Annotated in this window: 22 protein-coding genes; 16 read left to right on the top strand and 6 right to left on the bottom strand. The window is 73.0% G+C overall.

Features of this window, described 5'->3' with window-relative positions; genetic code table 11:
* Positions 1 to 46: 46 nt before the first annotated feature.
* The gene (locus ACIF8S_RS18450) at positions 47 to 1,381 is read right to left on the bottom strand and encodes a PH domain-containing protein (protein WP_400000106.1); all 1,335 of its coding nucleotides are present in this window, start codon (positions 1,379 to 1,381) and stop codon (positions 47 to 49) included.
* Positions 1,378 to 1,974, bottom strand: a complete 597-nt coding sequence (locus tag ACIF8S_RS18445) for a PH domain-containing protein (protein WP_400000105.1) — start codon at positions 1,972 to 1,974, stop codon at positions 1,378 to 1,380. Before ACIF8S_RS18445 ends, ACIF8S_RS18450 begins: the two co-directional genes overlap by 4 nt.
* A gap of 31 nt (positions 1,975 to 2,005) precedes the next feature.
* Here ACIF8S_RS18445 and ACIF8S_RS18440 point away from each other — a divergent pair, with 31 nt between their 5' ends.
* Entirely contained in the window at positions 2,006 to 3,157 is a 1,152-nt protein-coding gene (locus ACIF8S_RS18440; RefSeq protein WP_349795156.1) for an NADH-quinone oxidoreductase subunit D, read from the top strand.
* A gap of 3 nt (positions 3,158 to 3,160) precedes the next feature.
* Here ACIF8S_RS18440 and ACIF8S_RS18435 read toward each other — a convergent pair whose 3' ends face one another.
* A complete protein-coding gene (locus tag ACIF8S_RS18435; protein ID WP_400000364.1) occupies positions 3,161 to 4,183 on the bottom strand; it encodes an SAM-dependent methyltransferase in 1,023 nt (340 codons plus the stop codon).
* A 173-nt stretch (positions 4,184 to 4,356) separates the two neighbouring features.
* On the opposite strand from ACIF8S_RS18435, the gene ACIF8S_RS18430 reads away from it, so the two are divergent.
* The 3 genes from ACIF8S_RS18430 (at position 4,357) to ACIF8S_RS18420 (ending at position 6,958) form a co-directional block, all read left to right on the top strand.
* Positions 4,357 to 5,559 carry a sensor histidine kinase gene (locus ACIF8S_RS18430; RefSeq protein WP_400000104.1) on the top strand — a complete coding sequence of 401 codons (1,203 nt, stop codon included), beginning with the start codon at positions 4,357 to 4,359 and terminating at the stop codon, positions 5,557 to 5,559.
* Between the two features lie 74 nt (positions 5,560 to 5,633).
* Positions 5,634 to 6,305 carry a response regulator transcription factor gene (locus ACIF8S_RS18425; protein ID WP_349795154.1) on the top strand — a complete coding sequence of 224 codons (672 nt, stop codon included), beginning with the start codon at positions 5,634 to 5,636 and terminating at the stop codon, positions 6,303 to 6,305.
* A 32-nt stretch (positions 6,306 to 6,337) separates the two neighbouring features.
* Positions 6,338 to 6,958 carry an AAA family ATPase gene (locus tag ACIF8S_RS18420; protein ID WP_400000103.1) on the top strand — a complete coding sequence of 207 codons (621 nt, stop codon included), beginning with the start codon at positions 6,338 to 6,340 and terminating at the stop codon, positions 6,956 to 6,958.
* A 39-nt stretch (positions 6,959 to 6,997) separates the two neighbouring features.
* Here the strand turns inward: ACIF8S_RS18420 and ACIF8S_RS18415 are convergent, their stop codons facing one another.
* Positions 6,998 to 8,104, bottom strand: coding sequence for a DUF5937 family protein (locus ACIF8S_RS18415; protein WP_400000102.1), 1,107 nt, complete (start codon positions 8,102 to 8,104; stop codon positions 6,998 to 7,000).
* Positions 8,105 to 8,203: 99 nt separating this feature from the next.
* On the opposite strand from ACIF8S_RS18415, the gene ACIF8S_RS18410 reads away from it, so the two are divergent.
* On the top strand, positions 8,204 to 8,563 hold the full coding sequence (locus tag ACIF8S_RS18410; RefSeq protein ID WP_400000101.1) for a hypothetical protein: 360 nt from the start codon (positions 8,204 to 8,206) through the stop codon (positions 8,561 to 8,563).
* A gap of 41 nt (positions 8,564 to 8,604) precedes the next feature.
* Here ACIF8S_RS18410 and ACIF8S_RS18405 read toward each other — a convergent pair whose 3' ends face one another.
* Positions 8,605 to 9,807: a threonine aldolase family protein gene (locus ACIF8S_RS18405; RefSeq protein WP_400000100.1), complete on the bottom strand. Its 1,203-nt coding sequence runs from the start codon at positions 9,805 to 9,807 to the stop codon at positions 8,605 to 8,607.
* Positions 9,808 to 10,002: 195 nt separating this feature from the next.
* Between ACIF8S_RS18405 and ACIF8S_RS18400 the strand changes: the two genes are divergently transcribed.
* The 10 genes from ACIF8S_RS18400 (at position 10,003) to ACIF8S_RS18355 (ending at position 18,082) form a co-directional block, all read left to right on the top strand.
* Positions 10,003 to 10,950 (top strand): Rossmann-like and DUF2520 domain-containing protein, encoded by a 948-nt coding sequence (locus tag ACIF8S_RS18400; RefSeq protein WP_400000099.1) that lies wholly within the window; start codon positions 10,003 to 10,005, stop codon positions 10,948 to 10,950.
* A gap of 73 nt (positions 10,951 to 11,023) precedes the next feature.
* On the top strand, positions 11,024 to 12,022 hold the full coding sequence (gene panC / locus ACIF8S_RS18395; protein WP_400000098.1) for a pantoate--beta-alanine ligase: 999 nt from the start codon (positions 11,024 to 11,026) through the stop codon (positions 12,020 to 12,022).
* Positions 12,019 to 13,722, top strand: a complete 1,704-nt coding sequence (locus ACIF8S_RS18390) for an L-aspartate oxidase (protein WP_400000097.1) — start codon at positions 12,019 to 12,021, stop codon at positions 13,720 to 13,722. Before panC ends, ACIF8S_RS18390 begins: the two co-directional genes overlap by 4 nt.
* Positions 13,723 to 13,727: 5 nt before the next feature.
* The gene (gene nadC, locus ACIF8S_RS18385; protein WP_400000096.1) at positions 13,728 to 14,705 is read left to right on the top strand and encodes a carboxylating nicotinate-nucleotide diphosphorylase; all 978 of its coding nucleotides are present in this window, start codon (positions 13,728 to 13,730) and stop codon (positions 14,703 to 14,705) included.
* A gap of 8 nt (positions 14,706 to 14,713) precedes the next feature.
* The gene (locus tag ACIF8S_RS18380; protein ID WP_349795146.1) at positions 14,714 to 15,511 is read left to right on the top strand and encodes a type III pantothenate kinase; all 798 of its coding nucleotides are present in this window, start codon (positions 14,714 to 14,716) and stop codon (positions 15,509 to 15,511) included.
* 123 nt (positions 15,512 to 15,634) lie between these two features.
* Entirely contained in the window at positions 15,635 to 16,225 is a 591-nt protein-coding gene (locus ACIF8S_RS18375; RefSeq protein ID WP_400000095.1) for a hypothetical protein, read from the top strand.
* A gap of 26 nt (positions 16,226 to 16,251) precedes the next feature.
* Positions 16,252 to 16,434, top strand: coding sequence for a hypothetical protein (locus ACIF8S_RS18370; RefSeq protein ID WP_400000094.1), 183 nt, complete (start codon positions 16,252 to 16,254; stop codon positions 16,432 to 16,434).
* 157 nt (positions 16,435 to 16,591) lie between these two features.
* Positions 16,592 to 16,990, top strand: coding sequence for a BlaI/MecI/CopY family transcriptional regulator (locus ACIF8S_RS18365; RefSeq protein ID WP_400000093.1), 399 nt, complete (start codon positions 16,592 to 16,594; stop codon positions 16,988 to 16,990).
* A gap of 9 nt (positions 16,991 to 16,999) precedes the next feature.
* On the top strand, positions 17,000 to 17,533 hold the full coding sequence (locus ACIF8S_RS18360; protein ID WP_145829316.1) for an amino-acid N-acetyltransferase: 534 nt from the start codon (positions 17,000 to 17,002) through the stop codon (positions 17,531 to 17,533).
* A 213-nt stretch (positions 17,534 to 17,746) separates the two neighbouring features.
* The gene (locus ACIF8S_RS18355) at positions 17,747 to 18,082 is read left to right on the top strand and encodes an Lsr2 family protein (RefSeq protein ID WP_024885867.1); all 336 of its coding nucleotides are present in this window, start codon (positions 17,747 to 17,749) and stop codon (positions 18,080 to 18,082) included.
* Here the strand turns inward: ACIF8S_RS18355 and ACIF8S_RS18350 are convergent.
* Entirely contained in the window at positions 18,061 to 18,738 is a 678-nt protein-coding gene (locus ACIF8S_RS18350; protein ID WP_400000092.1) for an SCO3374 family protein, read from the bottom strand. The two genes, ACIF8S_RS18355 and ACIF8S_RS18350, sit on opposite strands and share 22 nt — an antisense overlap.
* Before the next feature lie 431 nt (positions 18,739 to 19,169).
* On the opposite strand from ACIF8S_RS18350, the gene ACIF8S_RS18345 reads away from it, so the two are divergent.
* The gene (locus ACIF8S_RS18345) at positions 19,170 to 21,695 is read left to right on the top strand and encodes an ATP-dependent Clp protease ATP-binding subunit (RefSeq protein WP_024885869.1); all 2,526 of its coding nucleotides are present in this window, start codon (positions 19,170 to 19,172) and stop codon (positions 21,693 to 21,695) included.
* Positions 21,696 to 21,739: the final 44 nt, after the last annotated feature.

Genomic DNA, 21,739 nt, shown 5'->3' with positions numbered 1-21,739 from the left:
ACGGGGCCCCGCACTCGCGGGGCCCCGTTCGCCTGTCCGGGGCCGGTCAGGCCATCCAGCGGTCCGGAAGGGCGTCCCCGCGGCCGGTGCGGGATCGTTCCGCCTGTGCGCGCAGCAGCACGGCGGCCTCGTCGGCGGGGCGAAGGCGGGCCGCGACGGTGCTGTTGGCGCCGGTGTCCACATGGACGTCGGCGACCCCGCGGGCCCGCTGCCACGGCCCCTGGACCAGCCGGACGCTCTGCACCTTCGCGTGCGGCACCAGCGACAGGCTGCGCCGCAGCAGCCCGCGCCGGGCGGCGAACACCGCGTCGGTGACGGCGAGTCCGTAGCCCCGCCACCACACCGGCACGCACCAGCGCGCGCGTCGCGGCGGGCGGACGAGTGCCTCGGGCGTCGGGACGGTCACCCCGGGCAGCACGCGGGCGACGACCGACTCGGCGATCTCGCGCGGCGCCACCGGCAGCAGCAGGGAGTTGGACGAACCGGCCACGTCGAGTTCCACGCGCACCCAGCCGCGCCTGCGCCACAGCAGCGGCTCGACCAGCCGCACGGTCTGCACGCGGCCCGGCGGGACCGTCTCGTGCGCCCGGTCCAGCAGCCCGTGGTCGATCCGGAGACCGTCGGGCGACTCGCCCAGCGTCCAGTCGTACTCGGCGACGAAGCGTCCCACGCTGCTCGCGCCCGCCGCGCCGAGCATCGGCACGCCCGCCGCGAGCACCGTCCACAGGCTGTGGGTGGCCGTCCACAGCAGCGGCAGCGCCACCGCGGCGACCAGCAGCCAGACCCAGGTCGCGCCGGTCAGCAGCAGTGAGACGGCGAGGACGCCCGGCGGCACCCGCAGCATCTGCCGGGAGGGTGCCTCGCCCACCTCGTGCGCGGTGTCCGGGGCGAACCCGGCCGCCCGCGCCAGCAGTTCCGCGCGCAGCGCCCGCGCCTCGCCGGCCCCGAGAAAGGCGAGCTCGTCCTTCTTGTCGGTGCCTATGACGTCGAGTTTCAGCTTCGCCACGCCCGCGACCCGCGCCAGCAGCGGCTGGGTGACGTCGATGGCCTGGATCCGCTCCAGCCGGATGTGCGCGGTGCGCCGGAACAGCAGCCCGGTCCGCACCCGCAGTTCGCCGTCGGTCACCGCGAAATGGGTGAACCACCAGCTCAGGAAGCCGTAGAGGGCGGCGGCCGGGATGAGCACCCCGAGCCCGACCAGCAGCGTGGTGGTGGTCAGCCGGGTGAGCTGGCGCTGCGCCCCGTCGAGGTCGTGCACCACCCAGCCCATCAGGACGGCCACGGGCGCCCATGCCCGCCGCAGCGGCGTGACCGGGTGCAGCCGCCTCTCGGTCACGGGCGGCCGGTCGTGTACGTCCTTCTGGACGCCGGTGGTCGTCACAGTCCCGCCGACCGGGCCTCGCCCAGCTCGGTGAGCCGGTCGCGCAGCCGTTCCGCCTCGGCCGGGTCGAGGCCGGGGATGGTGGCGTCGGTGGCCGCGGCGGCCGTGTGCAGCTGCACGCTGGCCAGCCCGAAGTACCGCTCGACGGGTCCGGACGTGACCTCCACCAGCTGCATCCGCCCGTACGGCACGACCGTCTCCTCGCGCCAGAGGACACCGCGGCTGATCAGCAAATCGTCGGCGCGCTCGGCGTACCGCCAGGAGCGCCAGTTGCGCTCCAGCATCACCCAGCCCCAGACGAGCACGGCCAGCGGCAGCACCGCGAAGGCGGCCCAGCCGGGTCCGGTCAGCAGGCCCGGCACCAGCGCGGTGGCCAGTGTCAGCAGTCCCAGCCACACCACGACCAGCAGCCGTCGCATCTTCAGCAGCCCGGGCGGCAGCGCCCGCCACACCGGCTCCGCCGCACCGGCACCCGGCTCCGCCACCGCTTCCGCCGCACCGGCATCCGGTACGGCCGGCGCGTGTGCCGCGTCCGGCGCCGCCGCCTCCGGCACGTCCGCTGTCCCCGTGTCGTGCGGGCTCCCCGTCTCCATGGAGCCAGCGTACGTAGGACAGACTGTGTGCATGACTCCTACGACGGAGACCATGGTCGGAATCGGCGGCGCCGCGGAGAGCACCGACATGGTGCTCAACATCGGCCCGCAGCACCCGTCGACGCACGGCGTGCTGCGGCTGAAGCTCGTCCTGGACGGCGAGCGGATCGTCCGCGCGGAGCCCGTGATCGGCTACATGCACCGGGGCGCGGAGAAGCTGTTCGAGGCCCGCGACTACCGCCAGATCATCGTGCTGGCCAACCGTCACGACTGGCTGTCGGCCTTCTCCAACGAGCTGGGCGTGGTCCTGGCCGTGGAGCGGATGCTCGGCATGGAGGTCCCCGAGCGCGCGGTGTGGCTGCGCACGCTGCTCGCCGAGCTGAACCGGGTGCTCAACCACCTGATGTTCCTCGGCTCCTATCCGCTGGAGCTCGGCGGCATCACCCCGATCTTCTACGCCTTCACCGAACGCGAGGAGCTCCAGCACGTCATGGAGGAGGTCTCCGGCGGGCGCATGCACTACATGTTCAACCGTGTGGGCGGCCTCAAGGAGGACCTCCCGGCGGGCTGGACGTCCCGGGCCCGCGGCGCCGTCGCCGGGGTGCGCTCCCGCATGGACCGCTTCGACGACCTGGTGCTCGGCAACGAGATCTTCCGGGGCCGCACCCGGGGCGTCGGTGTGCTGTCCGCCGAGGCCGTGCACGCGTACGGGGTGAGCGGGCCGATCGGGCGCGCCTCGGGCGTCGACTTCGACCTGCGCCGCGACGAGCCGTACCTGGCCTACGGCGAGCTGGGTGACGTCCTGAAGGTGGTCACCCGCGAGGAGGGCGACTGCCTCGCCCGCTTCGAGTGCCTGCTGGAGCAGACGCACAACGCCCTGGACCTCGCCGACGCCTGCCTGGACCGGCTGGCGGAGCTGCCTCCCGGCCCGGTGAACCAGCGGCTCCCGAAGGTCCTCAAGGCCCCGGAGGGCCACACGTACGCGTGGACCGAGAACCCGCTCGGCATCAACGGCTACTACCTGGTCAGCAAGGGCGAGAAGACGCCGTACCGGCTGAAGCTGCGTTCGGCGTCGTACAACAACATCCAGGCGCTCACCGAGCTGCTGCCGGGCACGCTGGTCGCGGACATGGTGGCGATCCTCGGGTCGCTGTTCTTCGTCGTCGGTGACATCGACAAGTAGCCGTCACCCGGTGAGGACGTCCCCGGTCCCCACCGGCTGCGCCAGCCAGCCGAAGTCCCCGAGGCCGCCCGCGGCGGTGAGTTCGGCGGCTTCCCCGGCGGCGGCGAGGGCGCGGACGTAGCCGGCCGGGTCGGTGCCCGCCAGGGACAGCGGAGGACGCCCGCCTGTCACGCCGAGCGTGCGCAGGGCGTCCCGCTGCGTCAGCAGGCGCGCGCCCGGCAGGGCGGGGGCGGCGGCGCACGCGTCCAGCGCGACGTGCGCCGTGAGATCGCGGGAGCCGTCCGGCACCGGCGCCGTCTCGCGTCCCTCCCGGAACGCGGTCAGCGTGCCGAACGGGGGCCGCGCGCCGGCCGTGTGCGCGTAGTCCACGGCGACGGCCAGCCCGCGCTCCAGGGTGCCGACGGCCGCCGCCCAGGCCTCGTCCCGGGGCAGTCCGATCTCCGCGCGCAGTCCCTCCTCGGCGGGCAGCGGCCACCACCGGGCCAGCCACGCGGCCTCCGGTCCGGTGAGGGGTTCCCCGAGCCGCTCGGTGCCGTCCGCCCGCACCAGCACCCGCCGGGGGACGCCGGAGGCGTCCACCTCGGCGACGTCCACGGGCACGTTGTCCAGCCACTCGTTGGCGAACAGCAGGCCAGTGACCCGCTCCGGCGGCGCGGCCCGCCACTCGACCCGCCCGTCGAGCCCTTCCGGACGCCCGGCCAGCTCGACGGCGTACGGGCGCACCCGGTCCGCCACGTCGGCGGGGAGTGCGCTCAGGACGCCGGTGACCAGTTCGCCCCGGCCGGCCGCCATGTCCACGAGGTCGAGCGCCGGCGGGCGTCCCAGCGCCTCGTCGACCCGGCACAGCAGCCGTGCCACGGCCCCGGCGAACAGCGGCGACGCGTGCACGGAGGTACGGAAGTGTCCGGCCGGACCCGCTCCGCCGGGCCGGCGGTAGAAGCCGTCCGGCCCGTACAGGGCCTCCTCGGCCGCCTCCCGCCAGCCGCGGAAGCCGTCCCGTGCCGTCCCCGCGGTCCCCGCCGTCACCGCTTCCCCGCGCTCGTCGCCGCCGTCGTCACCGGCCCAGAGTACGTGCGCGCGGCGGCCCGGATCAGGTGCGCGCATCGGTCCGGCCTCCACCTTGCGGAGTACACGTACCGGGCGGGGATCGGCCCTCCGGTTGACCCCTGCACGCATTTCACTTCCCTACGCTGGGTTACGTGCAGCGCCTCTATGACTTCCTCCGCAGGCACCCGACGTGGGTCGACGGCTTCTGGGCCGTGATCCTCTTCGGGATTTCGGTGGTCGGCGGAGCGGCCACGGGGGCGTCCAGGGGCACCGACCGGGCGGCTCTCGTCGTACCGGTCGTCCTGTTCCTGTCCCTGGTGGTGGCGCTGCGCCGCCGGATGCCCGAGCGGATGCTGGTCCTCGCCGTGGCGGTCGGCCTGGGACAGCTCGCCGCCGACGTGGCCCCCCTGCCCGCCGACTTCGCCCTGCTGGTGATCGTCTACACGGTCGCGGCGACCGGTGCCCGCTGGGCCTCCCGCCTCGCGCTGACCGCGGGCCTGTGCGCGGCCCCGTTCGCGACGCTGCGCTGGCCCAGCGAGGACACGGGGACGGCCGGCAACATCGCCATCACGGTCTTCCAGGCCGTGCCGTTCGCCCTGGCGTGGGTGCTGGGCGACTCCATCCGCACCCGGCGCGCGTACTTCGCGCAGCTGGAGGAACGCGCGGCCCGGCTGGAGAAGGAGCGCGAGGCGCAGGCCAAGGTGGCGGTCGCCGCCGAACGCGCCCGCATAGCCCGCGAGCTCCACGACGTGGTCGCGCACAACGTGTCGGTGATGGTGGTGCAGGCCGACGGCGCCGCCTACGTCCTCGACGCGGCGCCCGACCAGGCCAAGAACGCCCTGGAGACCATCTCCAGCACCGGCCGGCAGGCCCTCGCCGAGATGCGCCGCCTGCTGGGCGTCCTGCGCACCGGCGAGCACCAGGAGGCGGGGGAGTACGTCCCGCAGCCGGGGGTGCAGCAGATCGAGGACCTCGTCGAGCAGTGCCGGGAGTCCGGGCTGCCCGTGGACTTCAAGATCGAGGGCACCTCGCGCGAGCTGCCCAGCGGGGTCGAGCTGACCGCGTACCGCATCGTGCAGGAGGCCCTGACCAACACCCGCAAGCACGGCGGGCCCAACGCGGGCGCGAGCGTGCGGCTGGTGTACTTCGACGACGGGCTCGGCCTGCTCGTGGAGGACGACGGCAAGGGAGCCCCGCACGAGCTGTACGAGGAGGGCGGGCTCGACGGCCAGGGACACGGACTGATCGGGATGCGTGAGCGGGTCGGCATGGTCGGCGGAACGCTGGACGCCGGACCGCGGCCGGGCGGAGGATTCCGCATCAGTGTGCTGCTGCCGCTCAAACCCGCGCATTGACGCATCCGCACGCCCCCTGTTGACACCTGTCACGCCCCCTGCGGCGACCCGACGACCGAACGGAAGAAGCCACGATGACGATCCGCGTGATGCTCGTCGACGACCAGGTGCTGCTGCGCACCGGGTTCCGGATGGTGCTCGCCGCCCAGCCGGACATGGAGGTCGTGGCGGAGGCGGGCAACGGCGTGGAGGCCCTGGAGGTGCTGCGGTCCACAGCCGTCGACGTGGTGCTGATGGACGTCCGCATGCCCAAGCTCGACGGGGTGGAGGCCACCCGCAGGATCTGCGCGGACACCGACCCGCCGAAGGTGCTCATCCTGACGACCTTCGACCTCGACGAGTACGCCTTCTCCGGGCTGAAGGCGGGCGCGTCCGGCTTCATGCTCAAGGACGTGCCGCCCGGTGAACTGCTGACCGCGATCCGCGCGGTGCACAGCGGCGACGCGGTGGTCGCCCCGTCCACCACCCGCCGGCTCCTGGACCGGTTCGCGCCGATGCTGCCCAGCACCGGCAAGCAGCCCGAGCACAAGGAACTGGAGCGGCTCACCGAGCGCGAGCGCGAGGTCATGGTGCTGGTCGCCCAGGGCCTGTCCAACGGGGAGATCGCGGCGCGGCTGGTGCTGTCAGAGGCGACCGTGAAGACGCACGTGGGCCGCATCCTCACCAAGCTGGGGCTGCGGGACCGGGTGCAGGTGGTCGTCCTCGCCTACGAGACGGGTCTGGTGCGGGCCGGCGGACACGGCTGAGCCGAGCCCCGCCCGCCGGTAGGGTGCCGCGCATGCTCCTGTGGATCAACGGCCCCTTCGGGGGCGGCAAGACACAGACCGCACACGAGATACGGCGCCGCCTGCCCGGCAGCGTCGTCTGCGACCCGGAGCAGCCCGGCTTCGGCCTGCACCGCATGCTGCCGCCCGAACTGCGCGGCGACTTCCGGGATCTGAGGTCCTGGCGGCACGGGGTCGTCGAGGTCCTCGACCTCACCCTCACCCGGCGCGAGGGCGTGGTGATCGCGCCGATGACCGTCACCGACCCCGGCCACTTCGCCGAGACTGTGCACCGGCTGCGCGAACTGGGCCACGAGGTGCGGCACTTCACGCTTCTCGCCGAGCGGGAGACGGTGCTGCGGCGGCTGCGGGAGCGGGGCCTCGGGCACCTGCTGGGCGGCGCCCGGAGCCTGCGCCGGGAGAGCTGGGCGGTCGAGCGGCTCGACCACTGCCTGGAGCGGCTCGCCGAGCCGGAGTTCGCCGAACACCTGTGGACCGACCACACCACGGTGCCGAGGACGGCGGACCGCATCGCCGTCCTCGCCGGCCTCACCCTGCGCCCCAACCACGAGGGCCGGCTGCGCACCCGCCTCCGCCAGGCGGGCGTGGGCGTCCGGCACATCCGGCTGGGCTGACGGCGGGCATACGTCCCCGTGCACGGCCCGGGGGTGGCCTCAGCGGAGGATGCTCTCCAGGAAGTCGCTGCCGAGGCGGGCCACGACGGTCACGTCCAGCTGGTGGAGGACGTACCGGCCGCGGCGCCGGGTGGTGATCAGCCCCGCCTTCTTCAGCGCGGCCAGGTGCCGGGATATCTCCGGCGCGGTCATGCCGTGCACCTGGGCCAGCTCGCTCGTGGTGAACGCGCCGCGGGCGAGGTTGCGGCACATCCGCATGCGCACCGGATGGGACAGCGCGGTCATCCGCAGGCTCAGCTGGCCGACGCTCGGCGGCGCGGCCGGCTCCGGTGAGCCGACGGGATAGTGCAGCACCGGCTGCCAGTCGTGGCGGTGCAGCACCATCAGATGCGGCCAGCCGAGGCTGGTGGGGATCAGCAGCAGCCCGCCGTCCCCCGTGACGGAACGCCCGTCGCCCAGCTTGTCGACGGTGATCCGGGCCGCCGCCGCGTCCAGCGTCACGGCGGGGGAGACCGCGGCCAGTGCCTCGCCCAGCCCTTTGTGCCGCAGCAGGTCCGTCTTGAGACGGGCGTCCGCGGCGAGCTGGTGCCGCAGCCGGGACCACGTCTCCGCGAAGAACGCCTCGTCGCAGTCGTGCAGGAACTGCCGCAGCCAGTCCCTGATCCGCGGCGGGTCGGCCAGCAGCCGCTCGGTGAACAGCACCTGGCTCGGCCCGCGCGCGGCGGCCAGTTCCAGCGCGCGGCGGCGCAGACCGTCGTCGACGAGCGGGCCGCCCCCCGGCACGCCGTAGGGGAGGGCGCAGGTGAACTCCAGGGCCGCGTCCACGAACTGCTCGTCCGACAGCTTGTCCAGCAGGTCCAGCTCCTCGGTGAGCGTGGTGCCGGGCAGCGTCGTCCTGCCCGGCAACCCGGCGCACGGCAGGAACAGGTCGGAGAACGTCGTGCGCCACAGGAAGTCCGCCTCGCACATGCGGTCCGCCAGGTGAGGGTCGAGCCGCGCGGTCACCCCCGTCACCCAGGCCTGCAGTCCCGGGTGGTGCGCCGGCTCGGACAGCGCGTGCAGCGCCATGCCCAGCTCGGCCAGCGGAGAGAGCACGACGGCGGCTCTCTCCGGCCGCAGCCCCGTGATGTCGATGTGCACGCCCATGACCACATGGTGCACCGGGCCACCGACACCGCGGACCCCGATTGACGGGCCGCGTCAATCGAGGAGACGCGGCGGCCGGGAAGGCGCAGCGTGGACGGCATGAGCCTCACGCAGCAGTACCTCCTCGACACCTACCGTGCCTCCCGGCTGGGCGTGCCGGCCCCGCCCGCACCGGGCCTCGAAGACTGGCAGGCCGTCCGCGAACTGGGCGGCGAACCGCACCGCCTCCGCGCGGTCGGCGCGGCCCGCGCGGCCCGCGCGGCCCGCGCCGACCGCGCCGACCGCGGCACCCGCACGGCCCACCGGCTCCGCCGCGCCCTGACCCACCTGCTCCCACGCCACCCCGGCCCGCCCTCCGTCCCGACCCCTCGCCCGGCCGCCACCCAGCCCCGCCGGGCCTCCGGACCGGCGTGCCGCCCGGCACCCGGACCGGCATGCCGCCCGGCCGGGACCGCTTGAGCCGAACGGCCGGGACCGCCTGAGCCGAACGGCGGCGCGGCCTACGCCGGGGATGCGGCGGTCAGGCGGTGGGCGAAGTCCGTGGCCGCCTCGCGTACGTCGTCGGCCGTCCACTCCAGGGCGGCGGCGCGGACGTAGACCTCGGTGAACGTCAGCCCCGGGCCCTTCGGGTCCCAGTGGTTGGCGAACAGCATGCTGCCCGTCTCCTCGCCCGCCCGGATCGCCGTCTCCGCCACCACCTCGGTCGCGTACGGCAGCCACAGCTGGAAGTCATGGGTGTGCGGCACCTCGGGGTGGATCCGGAACCAGGGCAGCCCCCCGGCTTCCAGCCCTTCGCGCAGGGCGGCGGCCACCACGCGCGCGTGGCGGACGTACTCCGGCAGCCGGGGCAGCTCCCGGTCGAGGCCGATCAGCGCGGACAGCGCGGTCGGGAACTGCTGGAACACCGCGCCCCCGTACCGGTGCCGCCAGGTCCTCGCCTCCTCGATCAGTGAGGCGGGGCCGGCGAGGGCCGCGCCGCCGAACGCGTCGAGGGACTTGTAGAAGGACACGTAGACGCTGTCCGCGAGGCCCGCGATCTCCTCCAGCGACCTGCCGAAGTGCTCGGTGCACTCCCACAGCCGGGCGCCGTCGAGGTGCACGATCGCGTCGCGTTCCCGCGCGGCGTCCGCCAGCTCGGTCAGTTCGTCCCAGGTGGGCAGCACGAACCCGGCGTCCCGCAGCGGCAGTTCCAGCATCAGCGCCCCGAAGGGCTCCGCGAAGTCGCGGACCTCCTCGGCGGTGGGCAGCCGCGGCTCGTTCGCGAAGTGCACCGGGCGCAGGCCGCTGACCTGACTGAACGCGTTCCGCTCGTGCACCTCCGGGTGGCTCAGCGGGTGCAGCGCCACCGCCGGGTTGCCGGTGCGCCCCGCCCAGCAGCGCAGGGCCACCTGCTGGGCCATCGTGCCGGTCGGGAAGAAGGCCGCGGCCTCCGTGCCGAGCAGCTCCGCCACCCGCCGCTCCAGGGCCTCCACGACCCCGTTGCCGTAGAGGTCCGAGGTCTCGTCGAGGTCGTAGACGTCTCCCGCCGCCGCCAGCAGCGCCAGCCGCTCCCTGAGCGGGGCGAGGAAGCCGAGGCGCGCCAGCACGCGCGGGGCGTTCCGCCAGGCCGCGATGCGTCGTTCACGCGGTGTGGGCGCGGCGGCCTCCGCCGTCGTCGGTCCGGTGCCGTCGTGGTCAGCTGTGTCAGTCATGCCCGCGATCATGCCCCGCGCCCCTTCGCGGGGTCACCCGCGATTCCGTGCGCGGGCGGGGGCGGACGCGGTCCGTACGCGAGGGCGGGCGCGTCCACGGAAACCCACAGCCTGTGGACAACCGGTGGCCGCCGGAACCGATCGCGTTAACATGACGAGAAATCGTCCGGTACCCCGAGCGGACTGGAACGGGAAGGCCACCCTCGCGTGAACACAACCCCACAGCCCGATCCCCGGGACCGTCCCGCGCGGCTCACCGTCGGCGTCGTAGGCGCCGGACGCGTGGGTCCCGCCCTGGCCGCGTCCCTCCAGCTGGCCGGGCACCGCCCGGTGGCCGTCTCCGCCGTCTCCGACACCTCCCGCAGGCGCGCCGAGGAGATGCTGCCGGACGTGCCGGTGGTGCCGCCCGCCGAGGTGCTGGAGCGGTCCGAGCTGGTGCTGCTGACCGTCCCCGACGACGCCCTGCCCGAGCTGGTCACCGGCCTCGCCGACACCGGCGCGGTGCGCCCCGGCCAGCTCCTCGTGCACACCTCCGGCCGCTACGGCGCCAAGGTGCTCGACCCCGCCCTGCGGGCCGGCGCGCTGCCGCTGGCCCTGCACCCGGCGATGACGTTCACCGGCACCCCCGTGGACGTGCAGCGGCTCGCCGGCTGCTCCTTCGGCGTGACCGCGCCCGACGAGCTGCGGCTGGCGGCCGAGGCCCTGGTCATCGAGATGGGCGGCGAGCCGGAGTGGATCGCCGAGGAGAACCGCCCGCTCTACCACGCGGCCCTCGCCCTGGGCGCCAACCACCTGGTCACCCTGGTGGCCCAGTCGCTGGAGCTGCTGCGCACCGCGGGCGTCGGCGCCCCCGACCGGATGCTCGGCCCGCTGCTCGGCGCCGCCCTGGACAACGCGCTGCGCTCCGGTGACGCGGCCCTCACCGGACCCGTCGCCCGGGGTGACGCCGGCACGGTCGCGGCGCACGTCGCCGAGCTGCGCGAGCACGCCCCCGGGACCGTCGCCGGGTACCTGGCCATGGCCCGCGCCACGGCCGACCGCGCTCTCGCCCACGGGCTGCTGAAGCCGGAGCTGGCCGAGCCCCTCCTCGGGGTGCTGGCCGGCCCGTCCGACGCGGCCGGCGGCACCGGAGACACCCCGGGGGACCCGACATGAGCGGCACCGCCCGCATCCCTCACGCCCACGCCACCCGTACGCCCCCGCGCGCGTCCCGGAACGGAGCCGCCCGATGACCGCCACCCTGCTGCGCACCGCCGCCGACCTGCACGCCCGCGCGCGTACCGGCCGCCGTGCCGTCGTCATGACCATGGGCGCGCTGCACGAGGGCCACGCCACGCTGATCCGCGCCGCGCGGAGGATCGCCGGTCCCGACGGCGAGGTCGTCGTCACGGTCTTCGTCAACCCGCTGCAGTTCGGCGCCGGTGAGGACCTGGACCGCTACCCGCGCACCCTGGACGCCGACGTCGAGCTGGCCGGGATGTCCGGCGCCGACGCCGTGTTCGCCCCGTCCGTCGACGAGGTCTACCCCGGCGGCGAACCGCAGGTGAGGGTCGGCGCCGGACCCATGGGTGAACGCCTGGAGGGCGCCGCCCGCCCCGGCCACTTCGACGGCATGCTCACCGTCGTGGCGAAGCTGCTGCACCTCACCCGTCCCGACGTCGCGCTGTACGGGCAGAAGGACGCCCAGCAGCTCGCCCTGATCCGGCGCATGGTGCGCGACCTGAACTTCGGCATCGAGATCGTCGGCGTGCCCACCGTCCGCGAGGAGGACGGGCTCGCCCTGTCCAGCCGCAACCGCTACCTCTCGCCCGCCGAGCGGCGCACGGCGCTCGCCCTGTCGCAGGCCCTGTTCGCGGGCCGCGACCGGCACGCCGCGCAGGAGGCGCTGCGCGCCCGGGCCCGCGAGGTGCCGGCCACCCGCGAGCGTGCCGAGGCGCTCAGCGCGATCGGGGAGTCCCGCGCCGCGGCCGACGCGCACGCCGTGGCCACCACCGCCGGCGGCCCCGCCGCGATCCGTGCCGCCGCCCGCCTGGTGCTGGACGAGGCCGCCCGCCTGGACCCGCCGCTCCGGATGGACTACCTGGCGCTGGTCGACCCGTCGGACTTCACCGAGATCGGCGACGACTTCACCGGCGAGGCCGTCCTCGCGGTCGCCGCACGTGTGGGCGCCACCCGGCTGATCGACAACATCCCCCTGACCTTCGGAAACCTCGGAGCCGCCTCGTGACCAGCACAGGCATACGACTGCACGCCCCCGCCCCGGGGTGGTCCATCGACGCGGACGTGGTGGTCGTCGGCTCCGGCGTCGCAGGACTCACCGCCGCCCTCCGCTGCGAGGCCGCGGGACTGACGACCGTGGTGGTCACCAAGGCGCGCCTCGACGACGGATCCACCCGCTGGGCGCAGGGCGGCATCGCCGCGGCCCTCGGCGAGGGCGACACCCCCGAACAGCACCTGGACGACACCCTGGTCGCCGGCGCGGGCCTGTGTGACGAGGAGGCGGTGCGCATCCTGGTCACCGAGGGCCCCGACGCCGTACGGCGGCTCATCGCGACCGGCGCGCGGTTCGACGCGTCCACCGACGGCCGGCTGGAACTCACCCGCGAGGGCGGCCACCACCGCCGTCGCATCGCCCACGCGGGCGGCGACGCGACCGGTGCGGAGATCTCCCGCGCCCTGGTCGAGGCGGTCCGCGCGCGCGGGCTGCGGACGATCGAGAACGCGCTCGTGCTGGACCTGCTGACCGACGCCGAGGGCCGCACCGCGGGCGTCACCCTGCACGTCATGGGGGAGGGCCAGCACGACGGCGTGGGCGCGGTGCACGCGCCCGCCGTGGTGCTCGCCACCGGCGGCATGGGCCAGGTGTTCTCCGCGACCACCAACCCGGCCGTCTCCACGGGCGACGGCGTGGCCCTCGCGCTACGCGCGGGCGCCGAGGTGAGCGACCTGGAGTTCGTCCAGTTCCACCCCACGGTGCTGTTCCTCGGCCCGGACGCGGAGGGCCAGCAGCCGCTGGTCTCCGAGGCGGTGCGTGGCGAGGGCGCCCACCTGGTCGACGCCGACGGCGTGCGCTTCATGCTGGGCCGGCACGAACTGGCCGAGCTGGCCCCCCGGGACATCGTCGCCAAGGGCATCATGCGCCGCATGCGGGAGCGCGACGCCGAGCACATGTACCTCGACGCCCGCCACTTCGGCGCCGAGATGTGGGAGCGCCGCTTCCCGACGATCCTGGCGGCCTGCCGCGCCCACGGCATCGACCCGGTCACCGAGCCCGTGCCCGTCGCCCCGGCCGCCCACTACGCCTCCGGCGGCGTCCGCACCGACTCCCGCGGCCGCACCACCGTGCCCGGGCTGTACGCCTGCGGCGAGGTCGCCTGCACCGGCGTGCACGGCGCCAACCGGCTGGCGTCCAACTCGCTCCTCGAAGGCCTCGTCTACGCCGAGCGCATCGCCTCCGACATCGCCTCCACCGGCCTCCACGCGCGCGTGCCGCAGCCGCTGCCCGCCGCCGGGCGCCCCGCGCACCCGCTGCTCCCGCCGGAGGCCCGCTTCACCATCCAGCGGACCATGACCCGCGGCGCGGGCGTGCTGCGCTCCGAGGCGTCCCTGGCCGAGGCCGCCGACCGCCTGCACCGGCTGCACGCCGACGCGCGCGACGCCCTCGACGAGAACGGCAAGACCGCCGAGCCGGGCGTCGACACCTGGGAGGCCACCAACCTGCTGTGCGTGGCCCGCGTCCTGGTGGCCGCCGCACGGCAGCGTGAGGAGACCCGCGGCTGCCACTGGCGCGAGGACCGCCCCGAACGGGACGACACCGCATGGCGCCGCCACATCGTCGTACGGCTGAATCCGGACCGATCGCTGGCGGTGCGCACCACCGACACCACAGACTTCCCCCCGACCCTCCCTCAGGCCCAGGAGCAGTGACAGCAGTGACCACCCCCGACCTTCCCCTCGTCTCCTCCGGCGGCTGTGGCGACGGCTGCGCCTGCGGCGCCGGCGACGAGGACACGTACCTGGAGTGCGGGCTCGACCCCGCGCTCGCCCAGCTCCTGGCCGACGCGGGCCTCGACCCCGTCGAGGTCGAGGACATCGCCAACGTGGCCCTTCAGGAGGACCTGGCGCACGGCGTGGACGTGACCACGGTCGCGACCATCCCGGAGGAGGCCGTCGCCACCGCCGACTTCACCGCGCGGGAGGCGGGCACGGTGGCCGGCCTGCGGGTCGCCGAGGCGGTCATGTCGATCGTCTGCACCGAGGAGTTCGAGGTCGAGCGCCACGTGGAGGACGGCGACCGCGTGGAGGCCGGGCAGGTGCTGCTCTCGGTCACCACCCGCACGCGCGACATCCTCACCGCGGAGCGCAGCGCCCTCAACCTGCTGTGCCGCCTGTCCGGCATCGCGACGGCCACCCGCGCGTGGGCGGACGCCCTGGAGGGCACCAAGGCGAAGGTGCGCGACACCCGCAAGACCACCCCGGGACTGCGCAGCCTGGAGAAGTTCGCCGTGCGTTGCGGCGGCGGGGTCAACCACCGGATGTCCCTGTCGGACGCGGCGCTGGTCAAGGACAACCACGTGGTGGCCGCCGGCGGCGTCGCGCAGGCCTTCACGGCGGTCCGCGAGCAGTTCCCCGACGTCCCGATCGAGGTCGAGGTCGACACCCTGCACCAGCTCCGTGAGGTGCTGGACGCGGGCGCCGACCTGATCCTGCTGGACAACTTCACCCCCGGCGAGTGCGAGGAGGCGGTGTCCCTCGTCGACGGCCGCGCGGCGCTGGAGGCCTCCGGCCGCCTCACCCTCGCAGGCGCCAAGGCGTACGCCGACACGGGCGTGGACTACCTCGCCGTGGGCGCCCTCACCCACTCCTCGCCGATCCTCGACATCGGCCTCGACCTGCGCGCCGCGGAGTAGGACCGGTCATGCTGCTGACGATCGACGTGGGCAACACGCACACCGTTCTCGGCCTGTTCGACGGCGACGAGATCGTCGAACACTGGCGCATCTCCACGGACGCGCGGCGCACGGCGGACGAGCTGGCCGTGCTCCTCCAAGGCCTGATGGGCATGCACCCGCTGCTGGGCGACGAGCTGGGCGACGGCATCGACGGCATCGCCATCTGCGCGACCGTTCCGTCCGTGCTGCACGAGCTGCGCGAGGTCACCCGCCGCTACTACGGCGACGTGCCCGCGGTCCTGGTGGAGCCCGGCGTGAAGACGGGCGTGCCGATCCAGTTCGACAACCCCAAGGAGGTCGGCGCCGACCGCATCATCAACGCGGTCGCGGCGAACGAGCTGTACGGCGGGCCGGCGATCGTCGTCGACTTCGGCACGGCGACGACGTTCGACGCGGTCTCCGCGCGCGGGGAGTACGTCGGCGGCGTCATCGCGCCCGGCATCGAGATCTCCGTGGAGGCGCTCGGCGTGAAGGCCGCGCAGCTGCGCAAGATCGAGGTGGCGCGGCCCCGCACCGTCATCGGCAAGAACACGGTCGCCGCGATGCAGTCGGGCATCGTGTACGGCTTCGCCGGCCAGGTGGACGGGGTGGTCAACCGCATGGCCCGGGAGCTGGCGGAGGACCCGGACGACGTGACGGTCATCGCCACCGGCGGGCTGGCGCCCACGGTGCTGGGGGAGAGCACGGTGATCGACGAGCACGAGCCGTGGCTGACGCTGATAGGGCTGCGCCTGGTCTACGAGCGGAACGTGTCCCGCATGTAGCGCGTACGCCGCCCCACGGTGGCCCCACCCGGGCATCGCGCCTGGTCGGGCCACCCGGGTGGTGACCGCGCCACACCTGCGGCTTTGATCCACATTTGTCTGATTAGCGCGTATCGTCGCAGCATGCCCACGCCCTACGGATCCCGCGGCGGCCTGGCGTTCGGTGCGGAGGAGCTGCGTGTGCTCCGCCGCGCCCTCGCCCTCGCCGTGCACCCCAGCCCCGCCTCGGCCGACGACGTCCAGGACTGCCTCCGCCTCGCCGCGTCCCTCGACGAGGCGAGGCGGGAGAGTGCCCGGCTGCGCGCCTTCCTCGTGGCCGATCTCGGCCGCTACCGCGCCGCCCTCCCCGGCACCGCCGCCGGGTACCTCGCGCTCCTGGAGGAGGCGCTGGGGGCCGGATACCGGCCCCACCCGGACGATCTGGCCGCCCTGCGCGCCCTGCGCGGCAATCCGACCGCCGCGGACCTGCTGCGGCACTGCGAACGCGTCCGCCTGACCGCGCTGCCCGGCGGGCGCGCGGACTCCGAGCAGGAGCGCGAGCCGGCCGAGCGGCCCTCGACGCCGCACCCGGCGCCCAACCCGAGCCCCGCGCCCACGCCGGCCCCCGCCCCGGGCACGCCGAAGCCCACCCGCAGGCCCGTGCCCACGCCCGGCGAGGTCTTCCCGCGGCGCAAGCCCGCCACGCCGCCGGACCAGCACCTGGCCGCCGGCTGAGCCGTCCGCCTGGCTACCCTGGACGCATGGACTACGTCTCCGCGCTCCTGCCCCCGGTCGTCATGGCCGTCTTCTTCATCGGCGTGATCCGCGTGATCGTGAAGACCCAGGGCGGCGCCAACAAGACCAAGGAGGACGCCGTGGTGGACGCGGCCCTCGCCCGGACGGAGGCCGCCCAAGCGGCCGCCGCCCCCAAGACCGACGCCTGACCGGCCCGCCGGGCGCCGGACACCGACCGCAGTCGCACCACAGGGGCGTACGACGAACCGTCGTACGCCCCTTTTGTCAGTGTTTGTCGGTGATCATGCCTGCCCGGCACGCCATGGGCGGGATCTCCCACTATTGTTCTGAGTTGTGCCTCGCCCCTTGGGAGAACTCGAAGACGCGGTCATGACGCGGGTGTGGAAGTGGAACCGCCCGGTGACCGTTCGGGAAGTCCTGGAAGATCTTCAGAAGGACCGGTCCATCGCGTACACCACGGTGATGACCGTTTTGGACAATCTCCATCAGAAGGGCTGGGTGCGCCGGGAGTCCGAAGGCCGCGCCTATCGATATGAGGCCGTCTCCACTCGCGCCGCCTACGCCGCGGCCCTGATGAACGAGGCGTGGTCGCAGAGCGACAACGCCGCCGCCGCTCTCGTGGCGTTCTTCGGCATGATGAGCGAGGAACAACGCCAGGCTCTCACGGACGCCATGCGGATCGTCCAGCTCCCGGAAACCCCTGACGACAACCCCGGCTCTCCCGACGGGCCCGGCGGGCGATAGCGTCCGTTCATGTCAGCAGACAGCCCCGAAGTCACCGCAAATGCCCTCTCCGTCCGACGGGCCCGCACCAGCGATGTGCCGGCCGTACGCGACCTGCTGGACGACTACGTCCGCGAGGGCATCCTGCTCGACAAAGCGACGGTGACGCTTTACGAGGACATCCAGGAGTTCTGGGTCGCGGAACGGGACGACAACGCGGAGGTCGTCGGCTGCGGCGCCCTGCACGTGATGTGGGAAGACCTCGCGGAAGTGCGCACTCTCGCCGTGAAGCCGGGTCTGAAGGGGGCCGGTGTCGGACACCGGCTGCTGGAGAAGTTGCTGCAGACCGCCCGCTGGCTAGGTGTTCGCCGCGTTTTCTGTCTGACCTTCGAAGTGGACTTCTTCGGCAAGCACGGCTTCGTGGAGATCGGTGAGACACCCGTCGACCGGGATGTGTACGCGGAGTTGCTGCGCTCCTATGACGAGGGTGTCGCGGAGTTCCTCGGCCTCGAACGCGTGAAACCGAACACCTTGGGCAACAGCCGGATGCTTCTGCATCTGTGATCTGTGTCAGGGCGCCCTATCCGGGTGCCCTATGTCCGAAACGCGCATGTTTCCGGGCCATGTGCGGGGGCCGGGCCTCTGCCGGGGGTTTGTGTTTTTACGTCAAAAGCGGTTTGCTTTCCGAGGTACTGCAGTACTGCATATAACAAGGGGCGGCGATACGGCGGACGCCGGCTCACCCCGGCCCTCAAGTTATCGATGAAAGGAAATCCGGTGGCACAGAAGGTTCAGGTCCTTCTTGTCGACGACCTCGACGGCGGCGAGGCGGACGAGACCGTGACGTTCGCGTTGGACGGCAAGACCTACGAGATCGATCTCACCACCGCCAACGCGGAGAAGCTCCGCGGCCTTCTCGAGCCTTACGTGAAGGGTGGCCGTCGTACCGGGGGCCGCGCTTCCGGCGGGCGCGGAAAGGCGCGTTCCTCCTCCGGCGGCAGCCAGGACACCGCGGCCATCCGCGCCTGGGCCAAGGAGAACGGTTACGAGGTCAACGACCGCGGCCGCGTTCCCCAGTCCATCCGCGAGGCCTACGAGAAGGCCAACGGCTGACCCTCTGCTGCCCGCGCGGCGGCGCCCGCACCGGCCCGCCGCAGGCGGACGCGGTGGATCTGCGTCGCCACGGTGTTCACCAGCCGCACGAGGTCCGGGGGGCCGGCACCGTCCCCTCGCGAGCTCCTCGTGCCCATCGCCGACAGCGTCGGCAGCGAGGCCCCGGCCTCGCGCCCCGGTTCGGGGGGTCGCAGCCACACGGCGGCCCCCTGCGGACCGTCACCGCCCCGGCCGCACGTCCCGGCGCTCCGGGCCCCGCACGGCCCGGCCACGGGTGTCCAGGGGGCGGGGGCGTCCATGAAGCCGCCCTCGCCGACCGCCAGCAGGTCCAGGCCCACCCCGCCCCACTCCAGCCACTCCAGCAGGCCCGGCAGCTCGTCCGCGCCTCCGGGGGCCACCAGGAGCCGCAGCCGGCCCGCCTGAAGGGCGACCGGAAAGCCCTGCCCGGCGGCGCCCAGACGCTCCAGCGCCACGCACCCCGCCTCCGCGGGGACGTCCAGGACGTCGAAGACCGGCCCCACCACCAGCCGCGGCGGGGCACCGGGCACCGTCGGCCAGCCCAGTACGTTCTCGTACCAGAGGCGTGTCCTGTCGCCCTGTGCGGATCCGTCCGGCCCTCGTGGGGGCGGGACGGTGACGGTGCGGGTGGAGGCCATGCCCGGCGCAACGGCCGACACCCCGTCGGGTTACGCTGGGTGTGCGGACGCATGCGCACGGTGGCGAACACGGGGGCGCGCGGGGGTGCGGCGGGGAGCAAGGTTGTTCGCCCGTAGCGGAGGGAACCCGTGCACTCGGCATGGACGGTCCGTAGCAGCGGGTAAGACATCCCTAGTGGGAGGGGGCGACACGCAGGTCGGGACGGCTCCCGTTCGCCACGGGCGTACTGGCGAAGGGGGTAACTGCCTGGCCTGCGGGAACATCGTCTCGCACCATCGGGTTGGAGCAGATGTCGGCGTGAGCGGGGTCAGGAGGCCATCGACGGTGTCGGCAGTTGGAATGAGCGGTCCCCGCTTGCGGGACTAAGCTGCGGAAGGACAGGGAGGGGAAGTTCCCCCCACTGCCTGACCGCTCTGAGGAGCGATTAACGATGTTCGAGAGGTTCACCGACCGCGCGCGGCGGGTTGTCGTCCTGGCTCAGGAAGAAGCCCGGATGCTCAACCACAACTACATCGGCACCGAGCACATCCTCCTGGGCCTGATCCACGAGGGTGAGGGTGTCGCCGCCAAGGCCCTTGAGAGCCTCGGGATTTCGCTCGAGGCGGTCCGCCAGCAGGTGGAGGAGATCATCGGGCAGGGCCAGCAGGCCCCGTCGGGTCACATCCCCTTCACCCCCCGTGCCAAGAAGGTCCTGGAGCTGTCGCTCCGCGAGGCCCTTCAGCTGGGCCACAACTACATCGGCACGGAGCACATCCTGCTCGGCCTGATCCGTGAGGGCGAGGGCGTCGCCGCCCAGGTCCTGGTCAAGCTGGGCGCCGATCTGAACCGTGTGCGGCAGCAGGTCATCCAGCTGCTCTCCGGTTACCAGGGCAAGGAGACCGCCACCGCCGGCGGTCCTGCGGAGGGCACGCCTTCCACGTCCCTGGTCCTCGACCAGTTCGGCCGGAACCTCACCCAGGCCGCTCGTGAGTCCAAGCTCGACCCGGTCATCGGGCGCGAGAAGGAGATCGAGCGGGTCATGCAGGTGCTGTCCCGCCGTACCAAGAACAACCCGGTGCTGATCGGTGAGCCCGGCGTCGGCAAGACCGCCGTCGTCGAGGGTCTCGCCCAGGCCATCGTCAAGGGCGAGGTGCCCGAGACCCTCAAGGACAAGCACCTCTACACCCTCGACCTCGGTGCCCTGGTGGCCGGCTCCCGCTACCGCGGTGACTTCGAGGAACGCCTGAAGAAGGTGCTCAAGGAGATCCGCACCCGCGGCGACATCATCCTGTTCATCGACGAGCTGCACACGCTGGTCGGTGCGGGTGCCGCCGAGGGCGCCATCGACGCGGCGAGCATCCTCAAGCCGATGCTGGCCCGCGGTGAGCTCCAGACCATCGGTGCGACCACGCTGGACGAGTACCGCAAGCACCTGGAGAAGGACGCGGCCCTCGAGCGCCGTTTCCAGCCCATCCAGGTCGCCGAGCCGTCCCTGCCGCACACGATCGAGATCCTCAAGGGCCTGCGCGACCGCTACGAGGCGCACCACCGCGTCTCCATCACGGACGAGGCCCTGGTCCAGGCCGCCACCCTGGCCGACCGCTACATCTCGGACCGCTTCCTGCCGGACAAGGCGATCGACCTGATCGACGAGGCCGGTTCCCGGATGCGCATCCGCCGGATGACCGCGCCGCCGGACCTGCGCGAGTTCGACGAGAAGATCGCCGGTGTCCGCCGGGACAAGGAGTCCGCGATCGACTCGCAGGACTTCGAGAAGGCCGCCTCGCTGCGCGACAAGGAGAAGCAGCTCCTGGCCGCCAAGGCGAAGCGGGAGAAGGAGTGGAAGGCCGGCGACATGGACGTCGTCGCCGAGGTCGACGGCGACCTGATCGCCGAGGTCCTCGCGACCGCCACCGGCATCCCGGTCTTCAAGCTGACCGAGGAGGAGTCCAGCCGCCTGCTCCGCATGGAGGAGGAGCTGCACAAGCGGGTCATCGGCCAGAACGACGCCGTCAAGGCGCTGTCCAAGGCGATCCGCCGTACCCGCGCCGGTCTGAAGGACCCGAAGCGTCCGGGTGGCTCGTTCATCTTCGCCGGCCCGTCCGGTGTCGGTAAGACGGAGCTGTCCAAGGCGCTCGCGGAGTTCCTCTTCGGTGACGAGGACGCGCTGATCTCCCTCGACATGTCGGAGTTCAGCGAGAAGCACACGGTCTCGCGTCTCTTCGGTTCGCCCCCCGGTTACGTGGGCTACGAGGAGGGCGGCCAGCTGACGGAGAAGGTGCGCCGCAAGCCGTTCTCGGTCGTCCTCTTCGACGAGGTCGAGAAGGCCCACCCGGACATCTTCAACTCGCTGCTGCAGATCCTGGAGGACGGTCGTCTGACCGACTCCCAGGGCCGGGTCGTGGACTTCAAGAACACGGTCATCATCATGACGACCAACCTCGGCACCCGGGACATCTCCAAGGGCTTCAACCTGGGCTTCGCCGCCGCGGGTGACACGAAGACCAACTACGAGCGCATGAAGAACAAGGTCTCGGACGAGCTCAAGCAGCACTTCCGGCCCGAGTTCCTCAACCGCGTCGACGACGTGGTGGTCTTCCCGCAGCTGACCCAGGGCGACATCCTGCGGATCGTGGACCTGATGATCGACAAGGTGGACGAGCGCCTGAAGGACCGGGACATGGGCATCGAGCTCTCCCAGTCCGCCAAGGAGCTGCTGTCCAAGAAGGGCTACGACCCCGTGCTGGGCGCCCGGCCGCTGCGCCGGACCATCCAGCGGGAGATCGAGGACTCGCTGTCGGAGAAGATCCTCTTCGGCGAGCTGCGTCCGGGTCACATCGTCGTCGTGGACACCGAGGGCGAGGGCGAGTCCCAGACCTTCACCTTCCGCGGCGAGGAGAAGTCGGCCCTGCCCGACGTCCCGCCGATCGAGCAGGCGGCCGGCGGCGCCGGCCCGAACCTGAGCAAGGACGCGTAAGCGCCCTGCCTCACGGCCTGTGAAAGGGGCCGGCACCCGCGAGG

The sequence above is a fragment of the Streptomyces sp. NPDC085937 genome, assembly GCF_044540535.1.
Lineage (GTDB): Bacteria > Actinomycetota > Actinomycetes > Streptomycetales > Streptomycetaceae > Streptomyces.
The sequence above is the reverse complement of the archived record's forward strand: the minus strand, read 5'-3'. Positions and strand labels throughout refer to the sequence as shown.